A 14,345-nucleotide genomic window follows, 5' to 3' on the forward strand; every position below is an offset into this window, starting at 1 on the left:
TTTTGCAAGGAGCAACCGTTGGAAATACGCAAGGCAACAGCACTGGATATAGACGCCATTGTCGAGCTGAATCGGCAGATAGGAGAGATCCACCATCAGCACTATCCCGAGGTGTTCTGCCCGCCGTCACCAGAGGAGCGGGCATTTTTGCTCGATGCCATTGCCGCAGAAGGGCGTCTGTTCTGCGTTGCCGAGCAGGATGGCAGGGTGGTGGGCTTTTTGACGGCGCGGATCGATATCAATGATTCTGTGCCGTTTCTCACCCGTGCGCCGATCTGCCGCATCGGCTCCGTGGTGGTGGATGAGCAGCACCGCTCCCATGGGATTGGCAAGGCGCTGATCGCCCATTGCGATGAGTGGGCCAAGGCCCGTGATGCTCAGCAAATCCGGCTGGAGGTGATGGCCTTCAACGAGCGCGCCAAAGCCCTCTACGAGGCGCTGGGCTTCAAGGTGCAGTCGCAGATCATGGCCAGATGATCAGTTTTTGATGGCGAGACAAGGCGCGTCACTCCCCAACTACAAAGGCCCGTTGCGGGCCTTTGTTCGTTTCGCCAACGGCTCTTTGCCACGTTACTTTTCACCGAGCTGCGCGGCAATCAGCTCCGCCAGCCGGGTGAGGGCCTGCTCCAGCTGCTCGCTCCAGGGATGGGAGCTGTTGAGGCGCAGGCAGTGGTTGTGTTGCCCCTGACTGGAGAAGAGCGCGCCGGGGGCCACTGAAAAACCGCTGCCCAGAGCCTTGGCGTGCAGGGCGCGGCTGTCGAAATGGGCAGGCAGCGCCAGCCAGAGGAAGTAGCCGCCATCGGGGGAGGAGATCCGCACCTCGTCCGGCAACAGTCGTTGCAGGGCCGCCCGCATCTGCTGCTGGCGCTGGGCCAGGGTGTGGCGCAGGCGGCGAAAGTGGGCATCGACCCCGCCCTGGCGCAGCATCTCGGCCAGCGCCAGCTGGCTCGGTACATTGGTGGAGAGGGTGGACATCAGTTGCAGCCGCTGCACCCGCTCGGCATGGGGCCCCGCCACTACCCAGCCGACCCGAAAGCCCGGTGCCAGACACTTGGAAAAGGAGCTGCAGAGCAGGCTGTCGCCACGCTGATCCCAGTGGCGGATCGGCTTGGGGCGCTCGCGGCCGAAGTAGACCTCCGCATAGACGTCATCCTCCACCAGCGGCACCCCGTGGCTGTTGAGCAGTTCCATCAGTTGCGCTTTGTGACCATCCGGCATGGTGTGGCCCAGCGGGTGCTGTACATTGCCCATCAGCCAGCACGCCTTGATCGGCATCTGGCTGAGGGCATCTTCCAATAGCGCCAGATCGATGCCCACCCCCGGGATCACCGGGATCTCCACCGCCTTGAGTTTCAGCCGCTCGATGGCCTGCAGGGCGCCATAGAAGGTGGGGGACTCCACCACCACCCAGTCACCGGGCTCGGTCAGCACCTGCAGGCTGAGGGAGAGCGCCTCCATGGCGCCGGTGGTGATGATGATCTCCTGCGGATTGACCGCCACTCCGTCGCTGGCGTAGCGCTGGGCGATGGCGCGGCGCAGCGCTTCGTTGCCGGGGGGCAGGTCGGCCACCGTGCTGAAGGGATCGAGCTTGCGCATGCAGCTGGCCAGGGCCCGCCCGAGCTGGGGATGGGGGAACAGGGTCGGGTCTGCCACTGACATGCCAAGGGGCACCAGATCCCGCGATTTGCTCGCCTGCAACACCTCGAACACCAGATCGTTGATATCCACCGAGCCGCTGTAGTGGGTCTGGCTCGGCGTGTGCTGCACGACCTGTGGTGAGGCGGCTTTGACGTAGTAACCGGACTGGGGGCGGGCGAGGATCCGCCCCTGACTCTCCAGCAGTTGATAGGCCTGCAGCACCGTCATGGGGCTGAGCCCGTGGGTCTTGCAGCTCTGGCGAATGGAGGGGATGCGCTCCCCCGGTTGCCAGATACCATCGTCGATCTGGCTTTGCAGGCGGTCGGCCAACTGCTGGTAAAGAGACATGATCTGGATCAACTGTTATAGGTGTAATTCAATATAACTGCATCTGTTATAGGTGTCATGCTCCGTGATGTACTTGTCACGCACGAAACGTGCAAGGCAAATACAACAAAAGAGAGTGACGCATGATCAATCCGGATGACGTGGTCAGCCTGTCTCGCCTGCAATTTGGCGCCACGGCCCTGTTCCACTTCCTGTTTGTGCCCCTCACGCTGGGGCTGTCCTGGATCCTGGTGATCGCCGAGTCGGCTTATGTGATGACCGGCAAGGTGATCTATCAGGACATCACCCGCTTCTGGGGCAAACTGTTTGGCATCAACTTCGTCATGGGGGTCACCACGGGGATCACCATGGAGTTTCAGTTCGGCACCAACTGGGCTTACTACTCCCACTATGTGGGGGACATCTTCGGTACTCCGCTGGCCATCGAGGGGCTGATGGCCTTCTTCCTCGAATCGACCCTGGTGGGGCTCTTCTTCTTCGGTTGGGACAAGCTCTCCCGCGGCAAGCACCTGCTGGTGACCATGCTGGTGGCGCTCGGCTCCAATCTCTCCGCGCTCTGGATCCTGATCGGCAACGGCTGGATGCAAAACCCGGTGGGGGCCGAGTTCAACCTGCTGACCCAGCGCATGGAGCTGGTAGATATCGCCGCCGTGCTGTTCAACCCGGTGGCGCAGGTGAAGTTCGTTCACACCGTCGCGGCGGGCTATGTGGCGGCCTCCATGTTCGTGATGGGGGTGAGCAGCTGGTATCTGCTGCGCAAAACCGAGGTGCAGTTTGCCCTGCGCTCCTTCGCCATTGCCTCCGGCTTCGGGCTGGCGGCCATCCTCTCGGTCATTGTGCTCGGGGATGAGTCGGGCTATCGCACCGGCGAGGTGCAGAAGGTGAAGCTCGCCGCCATCGAGGCGGAGTGGGAGACCGAGCCAGCGCCAGCTTCCTTTACCCTGTTCGGCTTCCCGGATCAGAGTGCCGAGACCACCCACGCAGCCATCAAGATCCCGTATCTGATGGGGATCATCGCTACCCGCTCCATCGACGAGGCGGTGACCGGCCTCAAGGATATCAAGGTGCAGAACGAGGCGCGCATCCGCAGCGGCATGGTGGCAGTCGAGGCTCTCGACCAGATCCGGCAGGGCGCTAATACACCTGCCAACCGCGCCCGCTTCGAGCAGCACGGCAAGGATCTCGGCTACGGCATGCTGCTCACCCCCTATGCCAGCAATATCGCCAAGGCCGGTGAGGCGGAGATTGCCAAAGCGGTCGATGACTCCATCCCGCCAGTGGCGCCGCTGTTCTGGGGCTTTCGGGTGATGGTGGGGCTTGGTATCACCATGCTGGGGCTGATGGTGGTGAGCTTTGTCCAGCTCTGCCGCAACCGGCTGCAAGACTCGCCACGGCTGCTCAAGACCCTGCTCTGGAGCATTCCGCTGCCCTGGATTGCCATCGAGGCGGGCTGGCTGGTGGCCGAACTCGGCCGTCAACCCTGGACCATCAGCGATGTGCTGCCGGTCTCGGCCTCGGTCTCTTTGCTCCAGCCGGGCCAACTCTGGTTCAGCCTGATCGCCATCTGTTCCATCTACACCCTGTTGCTGGTGGTGGAGTTGTTCCTGTTGCGCCATGTGATCCGCAAGGGGCCCGCCATTCTCCATACCGGCCGCTACAGCGGTGAACAACCCGAACTTGCGAGGATCGCCTGATGGATTACGCAACCCTGAAACTCATCTGGTGGGCGCTGGTGCTCTTCATGATGGTCGGTTTTATCGTGATGGATGGCTTCGATCTCGGCATCGCCATGCTGCTGCCGGTGGTGTCGAAAGATGACGACGACCGCCGTCTGGTGATCAACAGCGTGGGACCGGTGTGGGAGGGCAATCAGGTGTGGCTGATTGCCGGTGCCGGAGCCCTGTTCGCCGCCTGGCCGCTGGTTTATGCCGCCGCCTTCTCGGGGCTTTACATCCCCATGGTGGTGCTGCTGCTCGGGCTATTTTTGCGTCCGGTCGGCTTTGACTATCGCAGCAAGCTGGCCGATCCGGTGTGGCGCCGCTGGTGGGATCGGGCACTGGTGGCCGGTGGCCTGATACCGGCGCTCATCCTCGGTGCGGCTATCGGTCTGGTGATGGAAGGGCTGCCGTTTCGCTTCGACACGGCGCTGCGTCTGCACTATGGCGCCTTCGACTTCCACTGGGGCTGGTTGCTCTCGGTGCTGGCCACTGCCATCAGTCTGCTGCTGCTGCACGGCGCCGGTTTTCTGCAAGCCAAGGTCACCGGCACCCCTGCGCTGCGGGCTCGGGGGATCGCCATCCTGCTGGCCCCGCTAGTGAGCCTCTGCTACCTGCTGGCCGGCTGGCATCTGGTGGATCTGCAAGGGTTTCAGCTGACCGGTGTCGGTACACAACCTTTTGACCCGAATGCTGCCATCAGCCCGCTGATGAAGGGGGTGATCCCCCACGCCGGAGGCTGGCTGCGCAACTACTTTGACTATCCGCTGCTGTGGCTGGTGCCGATCATCGGGGCGCTGGCGCCGCTGGTGAGCGGGATTGCCTCCTGGCTGGAGCGGGGCCGGATTGCGCTACTGGCCAGCGCCATCGCCTGCGCCGCCATGCTCTGCTCGGTGGCCATCGCCCTGTTCCCCTTCGTGCTGCCCTCATCCCTCGATGCGGTCAGCAGCCTGACCCTGTGGGACAGCACCTCCAGCTACAAGACCCTGGCCATCATGTTCGGCCTCGTGCTGGTGCTGATGCCGGTCAACCTCGGCTACACCGGCTGGGTCTATCGGGTGGTGCGCGGCAAGCTCGACCGTGCCCGCATCAAGCGCGACAGCCATCAACTCTACTGACCTCAAGGGATCTGCTATGTGGTACTTCACCTGGATTTTGGGCCTCGGATTCGCCCTGCTGTTGGGCCTGTGCAACCTGCTCTGGCTGGAAGCGCGCTGGCAGGCGGACGAACGGGACGGTAACTGACGGCGGGGGCTCGCGCCCCGCCACGGCCGGTGGTGGGCGTTCACTCGTCGCCATCGGCCCCTCTCTCCCCCTCTTTAAACGACACAAACGACACACTTTCAACCGACAACCAACCGACAGGTAATTGTGATGAAACAGAGATTGAAAGCGGTGGCGCTGTCCATCGGGTGCGCGCTCACCGTCGCCCCGGCCTGTGCCGAACCGGTACAACTGACGCCACTGGATAAAACCTTCACCCTGCAGGTGCTCGGTAGCGGCGGCCCCATCTCCGACGATCAGCGCGCCTCCTCCAGCGAGGTGATCTGGTGGAAGGGGAAATCCCGCATCCTGATCGATGCCGGTGGCGGCGTCTACCTGCGCTTCGGTCAGGCGGGGGCCAAGCTCGAAGAGGTCGATTTTATCGGCATTACCCACTTTCACACCGACCATGTGACCGACCTGCCCGCCCTGCTCAAGGGGGCCTACTTCTTCGAGCGCAGCGATCCGCTGGATCTGGCGGGGCCCGAGGCAGGTTCGGCCTTCCCCAGCATGAGCGGCTACTTTGATGCCCTCTTCAACAAAGACAAGGGCGCTTATGCCTACCTGAGCGGTTTCAAGGATGGCACCGATGGCCTCTTCCCCATCACCTTGCACGATGTGCCCTACCAGAGCCCGCAGCCTCACACCGTCTATCAGCAGGATGGGCTGACCATCACCGCGCTCGGCATCCCCCACGGTGACGTGCCCTGTCTGGCCTACCGGATCCAGAGCGCCGAGGGGACCATCGTTATCTCTGCGGATCAGAACGGCAGCAACCCGGCCTTTGTGCCGTTTGCCAAGGGGGCCGACATTCTGGTGATGCCGCTCGCCATCCACGAAGGGGCCGACCCGGTCTCCGCCTCGCTTCACGCCAAGCCGTCGGTGGTGGCCAAGATTGCGGCCGAGGTGAACCCCAAGCTGCTGGTGCTCAACCACTGGATGGGGGTTGGCCTCAATCACAAGAAAGAGGCGATGGCCATCGTCAAGCAGCAGTTCCACGGTCAGATCGTGGCCGCCCGCGATCTCTCCAGTTACCCCGTTTCAGCAGTCAAGGAGTCCGCTCATGAGTAACTCAAGCAGCAACAAAACCACCGGCAAACTGACCCTCTCCATCGCCATGACCAGCCTGATTGCCCTGACACCGGGGCTGGCGCTGGCGGCCACCCCGAGCGATGCGCCGGTCAAGGCCGCCCCCAGCGAACAGCACGGCGGCAAGTGTGCGGCGGGCAAGTGCGGCACCGAGAAGCGCTTCGAGAAGCAAGCCCTCGACAGTGATCCGCAGGGGCGGCTGGTGCGCGCCCGCGATGGCAAGTGTGGCGTGGCGGGCGAGGGGATTGATGGCGACAGATCCAGCAACGGCAGCAAGATGACGGAGGGGGTATGCGGCCAATAAGCTCCCGCAGTCGGGGGATCGGGCTGCGTCAGGAGCATCTGGATGCGCTCTGCTCCGGTCCCGTCCGCCCCGGCATCGACTTTCTCGAACTGGCGCCGGAGAACTGGATGGCCATCGGCGGCGCCAAGCGGGCGCAACTGCACCAGCTGGCCGAGCGTTACCCGCTGGTGGCCCACGGCCTCAGCCTCTCCCTCGGCGATTGCCAGCCCCTCAATCGCACCCTGCTCAGCCAGATCCGCACCTTTCTGGACGAGTTCGGCATCGGGATCTACAGCGAGCACCTGAGCTTTTCCCGCGACCAGCAGGGGTATCTTTACGAACTGCTACCGGTGCCGCGCCAGTGGGAGAACATCCCCTATCTGGCAGAGCGGATCGCGCAGGTGCAGGAGGCGCTGGCCCGCCCGCTGGTGCTGGAAAATATCTCCTACTACCACGGCTATGACCACGAGATGCCGGAGGAGGATTTTCTCGCCGAGCTGGTGGCGCGCAGCGGCTGCGAGCTGTTGCTCGATATCAACAACGTCTTTGTGAACAGCCGCAACCACGGTTACTGCCCCAAGCGGATGATTGCCGGGCTGCCGAGCAATGCGATCCGCTATTTCCATATCGCCGGTCATCTGGAAGAGGCGGATGGCACCTTGCTGGATACCCATGGTCGTCCGGTCTGTGAGGCGGTGGTAGCGCTGGCCCGTTATACGGTGCAGACCCACGGCCTGCGCCCCCTGCTGCTGGAGCGGGATCACCATCTGCCACCGCTGGCAGAGCTGGAGGCCGAGCTGGCGCGGGTGCACGGCGCCTGTTGCGAGGCGATAGACCGTCAGGTGCGGGAGGTGCGTTATGGATAGACGGTTATCCCTGATCACTGCGCCTAAAACGGCGCCGCAGCGAATGCAGCAGCAGACCGCCTGGCTGGCGAGCCGGGTGCGGCTGCCGCAGGATGGCATCGCCAGCCACTATGCCCGCAGCGTGCGCGCCAATGTGGAGTCGGTGCTGGAGAGCGCTTTTCCGCTCACCCACGCTCACTGGGCACCGGTGGATAGGTGGCAGCTGGTGGAGGGCTTTGTCATCGCGCACGGCGCCGAGGCCCCCGAGTTTCACCATATCGCCATCGAGTTTGTCCGCTATGTGCAGCATCGCCACGGCGAGGGCTCTCTCAACTGGCCCAAGCAGCGGCTGGCGCTGCTGGAGTACGAGTGGGCCTGCCTCTGTGTCGAGATTGATGAAGGGGTAGTGCCGCAAGTTATATCGGGGGTTGAGGTGACGGCGGAGAGTCCGCTTGTGCTCAATCCCACCCTGCAACTGCTGGAGATCCCCTTCGCCATTCGTCGCAGCGGCGTGGTGCCGACCCGGCAGGGCAACCACTTCTATGGCCTGTTTCGCAGCCCGGAGCATCAGGTGGTGACCCAGCGGTTGCGCGAATGGGATGTGGCGCTGATCCAGTTGCTGCAACAGCAGCCGGGGATCACTCAAGCCGCGTTCAAGCAACAGGTGCAACAGGTTCGCCGTGATTTTGATCTGACAGGGTGGGCACGCCATTTTCACCGGCTGGGTCTGTTGATCCTGCCCGTCGGTGAGCGCCAGCCCGGCGCCCCCTTGCACCCATTTAGCAAACACCAAGGAGAATTCCCATGAACAATACCCTGATCCAGTGGTACGAGCGGGCGGTGGCCCAGTGCAAGCGGCTCGATTTTCTGGCCCTGCTGGCCATTCGTCTCTATCTCATTCCGGTCATCTATGTGGGGGCCCACTCCAAGGTGATGGGCTTTGCCGGCACCGTCGCCTGGTTTGGTGCGCCAGTCTCGGAAGGGGGGCTCAACCTGCCGTTCCCGACCCTGCTCGCCTTTCTGGCTGCGGGCACCGAGGTGCTGGGCTGCATCTGCATCGCCCTTGGCCTCTTTACCCGCATCATGGCCATTCCCACCATCTTCCTGATGAGCGTGGCGAGCGCCATGGTGCACTGGAAGCACGGCTGGGATGCCATCGCCACCGGCAGTATGGAGGCCACCTTGCGCCTCAACGGCTTTATCGAGTGGCTGGCGGCGAATTTCCCCGGTCGCTACAACTACATCACCGAGCTCGGGGATCCCGTGATGCTCAACAACGGGATGGAGTTTGCCGCCACCTACTTCGTGATGCTGCTGGTGCTGCTGGTTTACGGCGGTGGCCGCTACGTCAGCCTCGACTACTGGCTCAAACGTGCCGTGACCGGCAAAGCAGGCGTGCAACAGGCGGCATAAGACCCGCTAACGGATAACAAAAACCATAACGACAGAGCGTGAAAAACAGCGAGCGGCCGGGTGCCGCTCGCTGTTTTTGTGCTTTTGGGGGGAGAGTGTCAGCTGCGTCAGCCGTTACAGGTAGCGGCCGACCGCGATGGGGGACTCCTGCTCAATCTGGCCAAGGCGCTCGGCCCACTGGGCGAGCCAGGTTTCCCGCTCTTCTTGCGAGACCCGCACCGGGGCATAACAGATATGGGGGCGCAGCACGTCGAAGCCGACAAATTGCAGGATCCCGCGCTGGATGGGGCGCAGCACCCCGTCGATATCGCCGTTGAAGCCGTCGGGCAGATAGGTCTCGGCGGGGCCGCCGGTGGTGAGGCTCAGCAGCGCCCGCTTGCCGCGAAACTTGCCGCTCTCGTAGATATGACCCTGACCATAGACTCGCCCCATGGCAAAGACCCGATCCACCCACCCCTTGAGAATGGCGGGCAGGCCAAACCACCAGAGCGGGAACTGGAAGATCAGCAGATCGGCCGCCTCCAGCTTTTGCATTTCCTGCTCCAGCTGCGGGGCAAAGCTGCCCTGCTCGGTGGCAGCCAGCTCTTCAAGCTGCAGCTTGAGAAAATCGGGATCGCTGGCGGCAGTGAAGTTGCGCCGATCCGAGACGGGATCAAAGCCCATGGCATAGAGATCGCTGGTCATCACTGTGTGGCCCGCCTGCTCCAGCACCCTGATGGCGTGGCAGAAGAGGGCACCGTTGAAACTTTTGGGTTCGGGATGGGCATAGACGATAAGCACCTTCATAACAGACTCCGTGGCAAATGATGCGAGGGTGACAGGCTTGGTTACTGAAAAAGTGACTGAAACAGTTGCTGAAATAGTTGCCGGGTTGACGCTGTGTCACAGCATAGAAGCCTGCCGCACCGATTGCAGCAGGCGCCACGCCCTTGCGTGACGCCTGCTGGCGCAGCTTATGCCTGACAGGCGGCGAGCCGGACGGCTTCGCGGCGCTCGCTGACATGGGTCAGTCCGTAGGCCAGCAGTACGATAAGGGCGCCGATCCAGGGGGTGTGCATCAGGCCGAGGTGCTCCACCACCAGGCCACCGACGACGGAGCCCAGCGCGATGCCAACGTTGAAGGCGGCGATATTGAGGCCGGAGGCCACATCCACCGCCTTGGGGGTGTGCAGCTCGGCCTGTTTGACCACCAGCACCTGCAGACCCGGCACGTTGCCGAAGGCAAAGGCGCCCCACACCAGCACGGTCAGCACGGCCAGCACCGGATGGGGGGCGGTGAAGGTGAGGGCCAGCAGCACCAGCGCCAGACCGGCAAACAGCAGCTTGAGCGCCGGCAGGGGACCCATCTTGTCGGCCAGCTTGCCACCCCAGATATTGCCGATGGCGACCGATACCCCGTACACCAGCAGGATCAGGCTCACCGCACCGGCGCTAAAGCCGCTCACCTGCTGCAGGATGGGGGCGAGGAAGGTGAAAGCGGTGAAGGCGCCGCCATAACCGAGGGCGGTCTTGGCGTAGACCAGCAGCAGCGGCTTCTTGGTCAGTACCGAGAGTTGCTCGCGGATGGTCGAGGCTGCTCCCTTGGGCAGGTTGCCCGGGATCAGCAGCAGGCTACCCACCATGGCGATGAGGCCCAGCAGGCTTACTACCAGAAAGGTTTCACGCCAGCCAAAGACCTGACCAATCCAGGTGCCGAGCGGTACGCCTGTCACCAGCGCCACGGTAAGGCCGCTGAACATGATGGCGATGGCGCTCGCTGCCTTCTCTTTGGCCACAAGACCCGTGGCGATGGTGCTGCCTACCGAAAAGAAGACCCCGTGCGCCAATCCGGTCAGGATGCGGGCCACAATCAGGCTCTCGTAACCGGGGGCCTGCCAGGCCAGCAGGTTGCCGGCGGTAAAGAGCGCCATCAGCCCTACCAGCAGCCACTTGCGCGGCACCTTGCCGGTCAGCGCTGTGAGCACGGGGGCGCCGATGGCTACGCCAAGGGCATAGAGGCTGACCAGAAGGCCCGCCGAGGGAAGCGAGACATTGAGCTGCTCGGCAATGGTGGGGATAAGCCCCACGATCACAAATTCGGTGGTGCCTATCGCAAAGGCACTCAGGGTAAGGGCAAATAACGCCAGTGGCATAACAACTCCTTGGTTAGGGACTCCCGACGGGAGAATGGCGCCAGTATGCCGATGGGTTTTGTTGGCAAAAATGACGGTGACATCAAATTACTTTTGCCAAATCAGCAGCAATGGCGATGAGTAGGAGGGGAATGGGAGAGACAAGAGTGGCCGCAAAGAGGGGGGAAGAGAGATGAGATCGAAGTGACTGGAAAGCAGAGACAAAGCGTGTTGAGCGAGTAGGGTATAAAGAGGAAACGGGGGCGGGGGTAATGGAAGGAGACAGGGTTGGCTGAACCTGCTGTGCGTGGGGGAATGAGCAACGAGTGAGATGAAAGGGCAAAAAAAGCGGGAGGCATGATACCTCCCGATTTTGCTGAAAAATGTCGTTGAGCGTTATTTGCACCCTTCTCCCGTCGGGAGAGGGGATAGTTCGCAGTTGCAATAGGCTCGTGAGAGTTGCCGGTATCCGCCGTCGAAGCAAGAGAGCCCATGTCTCCCTTCCCGTTTAATCCCAATCTGGTGCAAAGTCCGGGTTGGCGCAGCGCTCACCCCGATCCAGCGTGGCGATGGCGGCCATCTCCTCGCTGCTCAAGGCGATATCGAGAGCGGCCAGATTGGCAGCCTGATTCTCCCGCTTGGTGGAGCTCGGGATCACTGTCATGTCCTGCGCCAGCAGCCAGGCCAGCGACACCTGTGCAGCCGATACCCCGTGGCGTTTGCCAATCTCCATCAGCAGCGGCTCGCTCAGCACCTTGCCATAGGCGAGCGGCATATAGGCGGTGACGGCGATACCGTTAGCTTTGCAGAACTCGACCACCTTGCGGTTTTGCAGCAGGGGATGAACCTCGATCTGCTGGTGGGCGATGGCCCCAGGCCCCAAAATCTCGATAGCCTGTTTGAGCTGGGCCACGGTGAAGTTGGAGACCCCGATCTCCCGGGTCAGGCCCCGGGCCTTGGCCTCGGTCAACTGCTCCAGATAGACTGCCATCGGCACCTCATCCTTGGGGGAGGGCCAGTGGATCAGCGCCAGATCCAGATAGTCAGTGCCCAGTTTTTCCAGGCTTACCTCCAGGCTCGGGAGCACCTTGCCCGGGCCAAACTCGCTGGTCCACACCTTGGTGGTCAGGTAGATCTCGTGGCGGGCAACAGTGCTGCGGGTCAGCACGGCGCCGACTTCGGCTTCGTTGTCATAGATCTGGGCGGTATCGATATGGCGATAGCCCAGCTCCAGACCGTTGGTCAGGGTGGCAAGCAGCGGCTCGCCCTTCAGGCGGAAGGTGCCCAGACCCATGGGTGGCATATTGATCATCTTATTCCTCAATGGGGTGGTGGTTGGCCCTTGATGGGCTGAACAGAAACAGGCTCTAGGGCCAGTCAGGCGCCCAGTGGCTGATAGCGGCGAATGGTGCTGCTGGCAAACCAGGGCTCGGCCTTGGCGACAAATTCGGTAAAGTGGGGTTGGCCCTGATGGGCGGTGAGGGCCGCTTCGCTCTCCCACACTTCGTAGAGCATCCAGCTGTGGGGATTGTCCAAGTCTTGGTGCAACTGATAGCGCTGGCAGCCCGCCTCTTGCAGCGTGGCCGCAATCAGCGGCTCAAGGGCGGCGCGAAACTGGGCGGCGAATTCGGGTTTGGCTTCAAGCTGGGCAATCACAATCACGGGTGATGACATCTGAACCTCCTTGGCAAAAACGAAGGGTCAGTATGCCTGTCGTGACTTGCTGGAAACAGGGCGCTGGTCGCAAAACAGTATTGAGGGGAGAGCAGCAATGGGGTAATCCAGGACATATAAGAGGAATACGCTAATGACCTCATTACACGAATCAACAATTTATTTTTTTAGTTTCTAAGTTTCGACCTATTCTGATTGCAAGCGTCAGGATCTTATGTGCTTCTACATAAGCTTCGATTGTAGGTGATTTGCTGAATGTTCCATCCATCTTAACATCTTGAACTATTGCATCTACTAAATGATGAAAGTTAATAATTTGCTTCGATGTTTCATGATCTACCACGCCCAAATGTTTACAGTTTTCTTGATATACTCTGGAATAATGAGGCGGGATATCGGAGGCTAATATGTATGTATCATCTGGATTTCTTTTAAATGAGCAATGGCGTTATTGATACTGTCAAGAAACCCTCTTGTTTCCATTAAATTAAGTAATGCGGATATTTCGGTAATCAGAGATCTTGTAATTTGTAATGAAAACATTTTCTCTTTTTTACGTTCAATTATGCTAGAAGTAATAATTGAACTGAGCGAACCCAAAACTGCACCGCCAAGGGCTGCAATAACTGGAATCCATTCGTTCGATCCTTTACTTCCAATAGCCTTGATTGATTCAGTTACAAGATTAATTTCTTCTGGGCTCATAGAACACCTTTTATAAAATTGCCATATAGATGGCATGATATTCTACTGTAATTACCTTCAAAATAACACCTTGAAATTTTGATGCAATCTGACAGCCATCTGCATCTGCAATAGAATGTAATAATATTTGTTGGGAACTGTGTCTTAAATGCCATGATTAAGTCAAGAACACGTAATATGAAATGAACACTTCACCTGTTTTTTTCAAAAAAACGGTTCGGTGTTTTCTTTTATAAACCTTTCGGATATGTAGTAGAGAACGATATTATGAATAATATGGATGTAGATTGTTTCACTTCGTCCAGTATTATCAGGCGCTAAATAGCTGTTCCGAATAATAGATCACTGCACTCGTACAGCTTCTACAAGTGACATTGAGCACGCATCGTGCGCTAAGCCTTGTCACTTCAGGCTTTCTCGCCAGATTGCACAAATGCCTTACGCCACAAGGCTTCCGGCAAGATGGAGCACTATTAGGATCAGTTATTTAGCTTGCACCGACCAGACCGCAAACTCATTGCCGCTGGGTTCAACGAAGTGGAAACGGCGTCCACCGGGGAAGTCGAATAGTGGGCGATTGATGGTGCCACCGTGTTGGCTTACCTTGGCTTGGGTCGTTTCAATATCGGCGCTGTAGTCGGGGCCGTAACCGACAAACTGCCAGCCAAATACGGCCTGAAAGAATGCTTTGGTCGCGGCGAGATCCCTGGCCGCAAACTCCACATAGTTCAATTTTTCATGGGCTTTCATGCAGTTCGTCTCCCTCATCATCAGCATCGCTGGGTTCAGCAAGTTGTTCCCACGGGGTCAGTTTAAGCTGCTTGCGCCGTAGCCAGAGCCAAGATGCCATGGTCAGGCCGCAGAATCCCGCAAACAGGGCTGTTTGGCGCAGGGCAAACAGCGGATCTATCCCCATGGGGTGCCAACTGAAAAACCACATCGCCATGCCCCATACCAGACCAATGCCTACCCCGAATAGCAGAACGTTGGTTAGCCAACCCTCATAGTGAGGCGGTTTGACGGGATAACCGAACCTGCGCAGCAGTCTGCACAGCGGTGGATTGTAGTTGGCATGCCATACCCCTTTGTTAGCCAGCTCCTGATGGGCGGCGGCCAGCCGTTCTTCAAATGTCATGGTATTCATCCTTGTGAAATAAGTGGTGCCATACGGTGCTTTTCTGGCTGCATTGTACTGACAAATCGCGGGCATGATGTGGGCTCGCGGTCACGTTCTTTCTCTGTAGAAAAAAAGAACTGGCCT

General features: G+C 60.0%; 17 protein-coding genes. 9 read left to right on the forward strand and 8 right to left on the reverse strand.

The annotated features are described in order from the left end of the window. The first annotated feature begins 18 nt into the window (after nt 1–18). Nucleotides 19–477 carry a GNAT family N-acetyltransferase gene (locus I6L44_RS03330; protein WP_216953287.1) on the forward strand — a complete coding sequence of 153 codons (459 nt, stop codon included), beginning with the start codon at nt 19–21 and terminating at the stop codon, nt 475–477. A gap of 93 nt (nt 478–570) precedes the next feature. Here the strand turns inward: I6L44_RS03330 and I6L44_RS03335 are convergent, their stop codons facing one another. Further along, on the reverse strand, nt 571–1,986 hold the full coding sequence (locus tag I6L44_RS03335; protein WP_216953288.1) for a PLP-dependent aminotransferase family protein: 1,416 nt from the start codon (nt 1,984–1,986) through the stop codon (nt 571–573). Between the two features lie 122 nt (nt 1,987–2,108). Between I6L44_RS03335 and I6L44_RS03340 the strand changes: the two genes are divergently transcribed. The 8 genes from I6L44_RS03340 (at nt 2,109) to I6L44_RS03375 (ending at nt 8,594) form a co-directional block, all read left to right on the forward strand. Beyond that, entirely contained in the window at nt 2,109–3,680 is a 1,572-nt protein-coding gene (locus tag I6L44_RS03340; protein ID WP_216953289.1) for a cytochrome ubiquinol oxidase subunit I, read from the forward strand. After that, nucleotides 3,680–4,819, forward strand: a complete 1,140-nt coding sequence (cydB, locus tag I6L44_RS03345; protein ID WP_139462118.1) for a cytochrome d ubiquinol oxidase subunit II — start codon at nt 3,680–3,682, stop codon at nt 4,817–4,819. Before I6L44_RS03340 ends, cydB begins: the two co-directional genes overlap by 1 nt. Before the next feature lie 16 nt (nt 4,820–4,835). Beyond that, a complete protein-coding gene (gene cydX, locus I6L44_RS03350) occupies nt 4,836–4,946 on the forward strand; it encodes a cytochrome bd-I oxidase subunit CydX (protein WP_005337572.1) in 111 nt (36 codons plus the stop codon). 129 nt (nt 4,947–5,075) lie between these two features. Continuing rightward, nucleotides 5,076–6,035, forward strand: coding sequence for an MBL fold metallo-hydrolase (locus I6L44_RS03355; protein ID WP_216953290.1), 960 nt, complete (start codon nt 5,076–5,078; stop codon nt 6,033–6,035). Next, on the forward strand, nt 6,028–6,357 hold the full coding sequence (locus I6L44_RS03360) for a hypothetical protein (RefSeq protein ID WP_064338245.1): 330 nt from the start codon (nt 6,028–6,030) through the stop codon (nt 6,355–6,357). The genes I6L44_RS03355 and I6L44_RS03360 overlap by 8 nt, the downstream gene beginning before the upstream one ends. Further along, nucleotides 6,345–7,202 (forward strand): DUF692 domain-containing protein, encoded by an 858-nt coding sequence (locus I6L44_RS03365; RefSeq protein ID WP_216953291.1) that lies wholly within the window; start codon nt 6,345–6,347, stop codon nt 7,200–7,202. Before I6L44_RS03360 ends, I6L44_RS03365 begins: the two co-directional genes overlap by 13 nt. Beyond that, nucleotides 7,195–7,989, forward strand: coding sequence for a putative DNA-binding domain-containing protein (locus I6L44_RS03370; RefSeq protein ID WP_216953292.1), 795 nt, complete (start codon nt 7,195–7,197; stop codon nt 7,987–7,989). The genes I6L44_RS03365 and I6L44_RS03370 overlap by 8 nt, the downstream gene beginning before the upstream one ends. After that, nucleotides 7,986–8,594: a DoxX family protein gene (locus tag I6L44_RS03375; RefSeq protein ID WP_064338242.1), complete on the forward strand. Its 609-nt coding sequence runs from the start codon at nt 7,986–7,988 to the stop codon at nt 8,592–8,594. The genes I6L44_RS03370 and I6L44_RS03375 overlap by 4 nt, the downstream gene beginning before the upstream one ends. A 114-nt stretch (nt 8,595–8,708) precedes the next feature. Here the strand turns inward: I6L44_RS03375 and I6L44_RS03380 are convergent, their stop codons facing one another. The 7 genes from I6L44_RS03380 to I6L44_RS03410 all read right to left on the reverse strand — a co-directional run bounded on the left by I6L44_RS03380 (nt 8,709) and on the right by I6L44_RS03410 (nt 14,219). Continuing rightward, nucleotides 8,709–9,380 (reverse strand): NAD(P)H-dependent oxidoreductase, encoded by a 672-nt coding sequence (locus I6L44_RS03380; protein ID WP_216953293.1) that lies wholly within the window; start codon nt 9,378–9,380, stop codon nt 8,709–8,711. A 167-nt stretch (nt 9,381–9,547) separates the two neighbouring features. After that, a complete protein-coding gene (locus tag I6L44_RS03385) occupies nt 9,548–10,726 on the reverse strand; it encodes an MFS transporter (protein WP_201995468.1) in 1,179 nt (392 codons plus the stop codon). A gap of 487 nt (nt 10,727–11,213) precedes the next feature. Further along, nucleotides 11,214–12,017: a 2,5-didehydrogluconate reductase DkgB gene (dkgB, locus tag I6L44_RS03390; protein ID WP_216953294.1), complete on the reverse strand. Its 804-nt coding sequence runs from the start codon at nt 12,015–12,017 to the stop codon at nt 11,214–11,216. A 65-nt stretch (nt 12,018–12,082) separates the two neighbouring features. After that, entirely contained in the window at nt 12,083–12,379 is a 297-nt protein-coding gene (locus tag I6L44_RS03395; protein WP_064336428.1) for a putative quinol monooxygenase, read from the reverse strand. A gap of 402 nt (nt 12,380–12,781) precedes the next feature. Continuing rightward, nucleotides 12,782–13,084 carry a hypothetical protein gene (locus tag I6L44_RS03400; protein WP_216953295.1) on the reverse strand — a complete coding sequence of 101 codons (303 nt, stop codon included), beginning with the start codon at nt 13,082–13,084 and terminating at the stop codon, nt 12,782–12,784. Nucleotides 13,085–13,567: 483 nt separating this feature from the next. Then, nucleotides 13,568–13,834 carry a VOC family protein gene (locus tag I6L44_RS03405; protein ID WP_216953296.1) on the reverse strand — a complete coding sequence of 89 codons (267 nt, stop codon included), beginning with the start codon at nt 13,832–13,834 and terminating at the stop codon, nt 13,568–13,570. Then, nucleotides 13,821–14,219, reverse strand: coding sequence for a DUF6404 family protein (locus tag I6L44_RS03410; RefSeq protein ID WP_216953297.1), 399 nt, complete (start codon nt 14,217–14,219; stop codon nt 13,821–13,823). The genes I6L44_RS03405 and I6L44_RS03410 overlap by 14 nt, the downstream gene beginning before the upstream one ends. Between the last annotated feature and the right edge of the window lie 126 nt (nt 14,220–14,345).

This window comes from Aeromonas sp. FDAARGOS 1414, from assembly GCF_019047065.1.
In the GTDB taxonomy this organism is placed as follows: domain Bacteria; phylum Pseudomonadota; class Gammaproteobacteria; order Enterobacterales; family Aeromonadaceae; genus Aeromonas; species Aeromonas veronii_A.

What these genes read in the sequence shown, in the direction of transcription:
- I6L44_RS03335 (WP_216953288.1), bottom strand. Translation starts at nt 1,986, where the DNA reads ATGTCTCTTTACCAGCAGTTGGCCGACCGCCTGCAAAGCCAGATCGAC.
- I6L44_RS03340 (WP_216953289.1), top strand. Translation starts at nt 2,109, where the DNA reads ATGATCAATCCGGATGACGTGGTCAGCCTGTCTCGCCTGCAATTTGGC.
- cydB (WP_139462118.1), top strand. Translation starts at nt 3,680, where the DNA reads ATGGATTACGCAACCCTGAAACTCATCTGGTGGGCGCTGGTGCTCTTC.
- cydX (WP_005337572.1), top strand. Translation starts at nt 4,836, where the DNA reads ATGTGGTACTTCACCTGGATTTTGGGCCTCGGATTCGCCCTGCTGTTG.
- I6L44_RS03355 (WP_216953290.1), top strand. Translation starts at nt 5,076, where the DNA reads ATGAAACAGAGATTGAAAGCGGTGGCGCTGTCCATCGGGTGCGCGCTC.
- I6L44_RS03360 (WP_064338245.1), top strand. Translation starts at nt 6,028, where the DNA reads ATGAGTAACTCAAGCAGCAACAAAACCACCGGCAAACTGACCCTCTCC.
- I6L44_RS03365 (WP_216953291.1), top strand. Translation starts at nt 6,345, where the DNA reads ATGCGGCCAATAAGCTCCCGCAGTCGGGGGATCGGGCTGCGTCAGGAG.
- I6L44_RS03370 (WP_216953292.1), top strand. Translation starts at nt 7,195, where the DNA reads ATGGATAGACGGTTATCCCTGATCACTGCGCCTAAAACGGCGCCGCAG.
- I6L44_RS03375 (WP_064338242.1), top strand. Translation starts at nt 7,986, where the DNA reads ATGAACAATACCCTGATCCAGTGGTACGAGCGGGCGGTGGCCCAGTGC.
- I6L44_RS03380 (WP_216953293.1), bottom strand. Translation starts at nt 9,380, where the DNA reads ATGAAGGTGCTTATCGTCTATGCCCATCCCGAACCCAAAAGTTTCAAC.
- I6L44_RS03385 (WP_201995468.1), bottom strand. Translation starts at nt 10,726, where the DNA reads ATGCCACTGGCGTTATTTGCCCTTACCCTGAGTGCCTTTGCGATAGGC.
- dkgB (WP_216953294.1), bottom strand. Translation starts at nt 12,017, where the DNA reads ATGATCAATATGCCACCCATGGGTCTGGGCACCTTCCGCCTGAAGGGC.
- I6L44_RS03395 (WP_064336428.1), bottom strand. Translation starts at nt 12,379, where the DNA reads ATGTCATCACCCGTGATTGTGATTGCCCAGCTTGAAGCCAAACCCGAA.
- I6L44_RS03400 (WP_216953295.1), bottom strand. Translation starts at nt 13,084, where the DNA reads ATGAGCCCAGAAGAAATTAATCTTGTAACTGAATCAATCAAGGCTATT.
- I6L44_RS03405 (WP_216953296.1), bottom strand. Translation starts at nt 13,834, where the DNA reads ATGAAAGCCCATGAAAAATTGAACTATGTGGAGTTTGCGGCCAGGGAT.
- I6L44_RS03410 (WP_216953297.1), bottom strand. Translation starts at nt 14,219, where the DNA reads ATGACATTTGAAGAACGGCTGGCCGCCGCCCATCAGGAGCTGGCTAAC.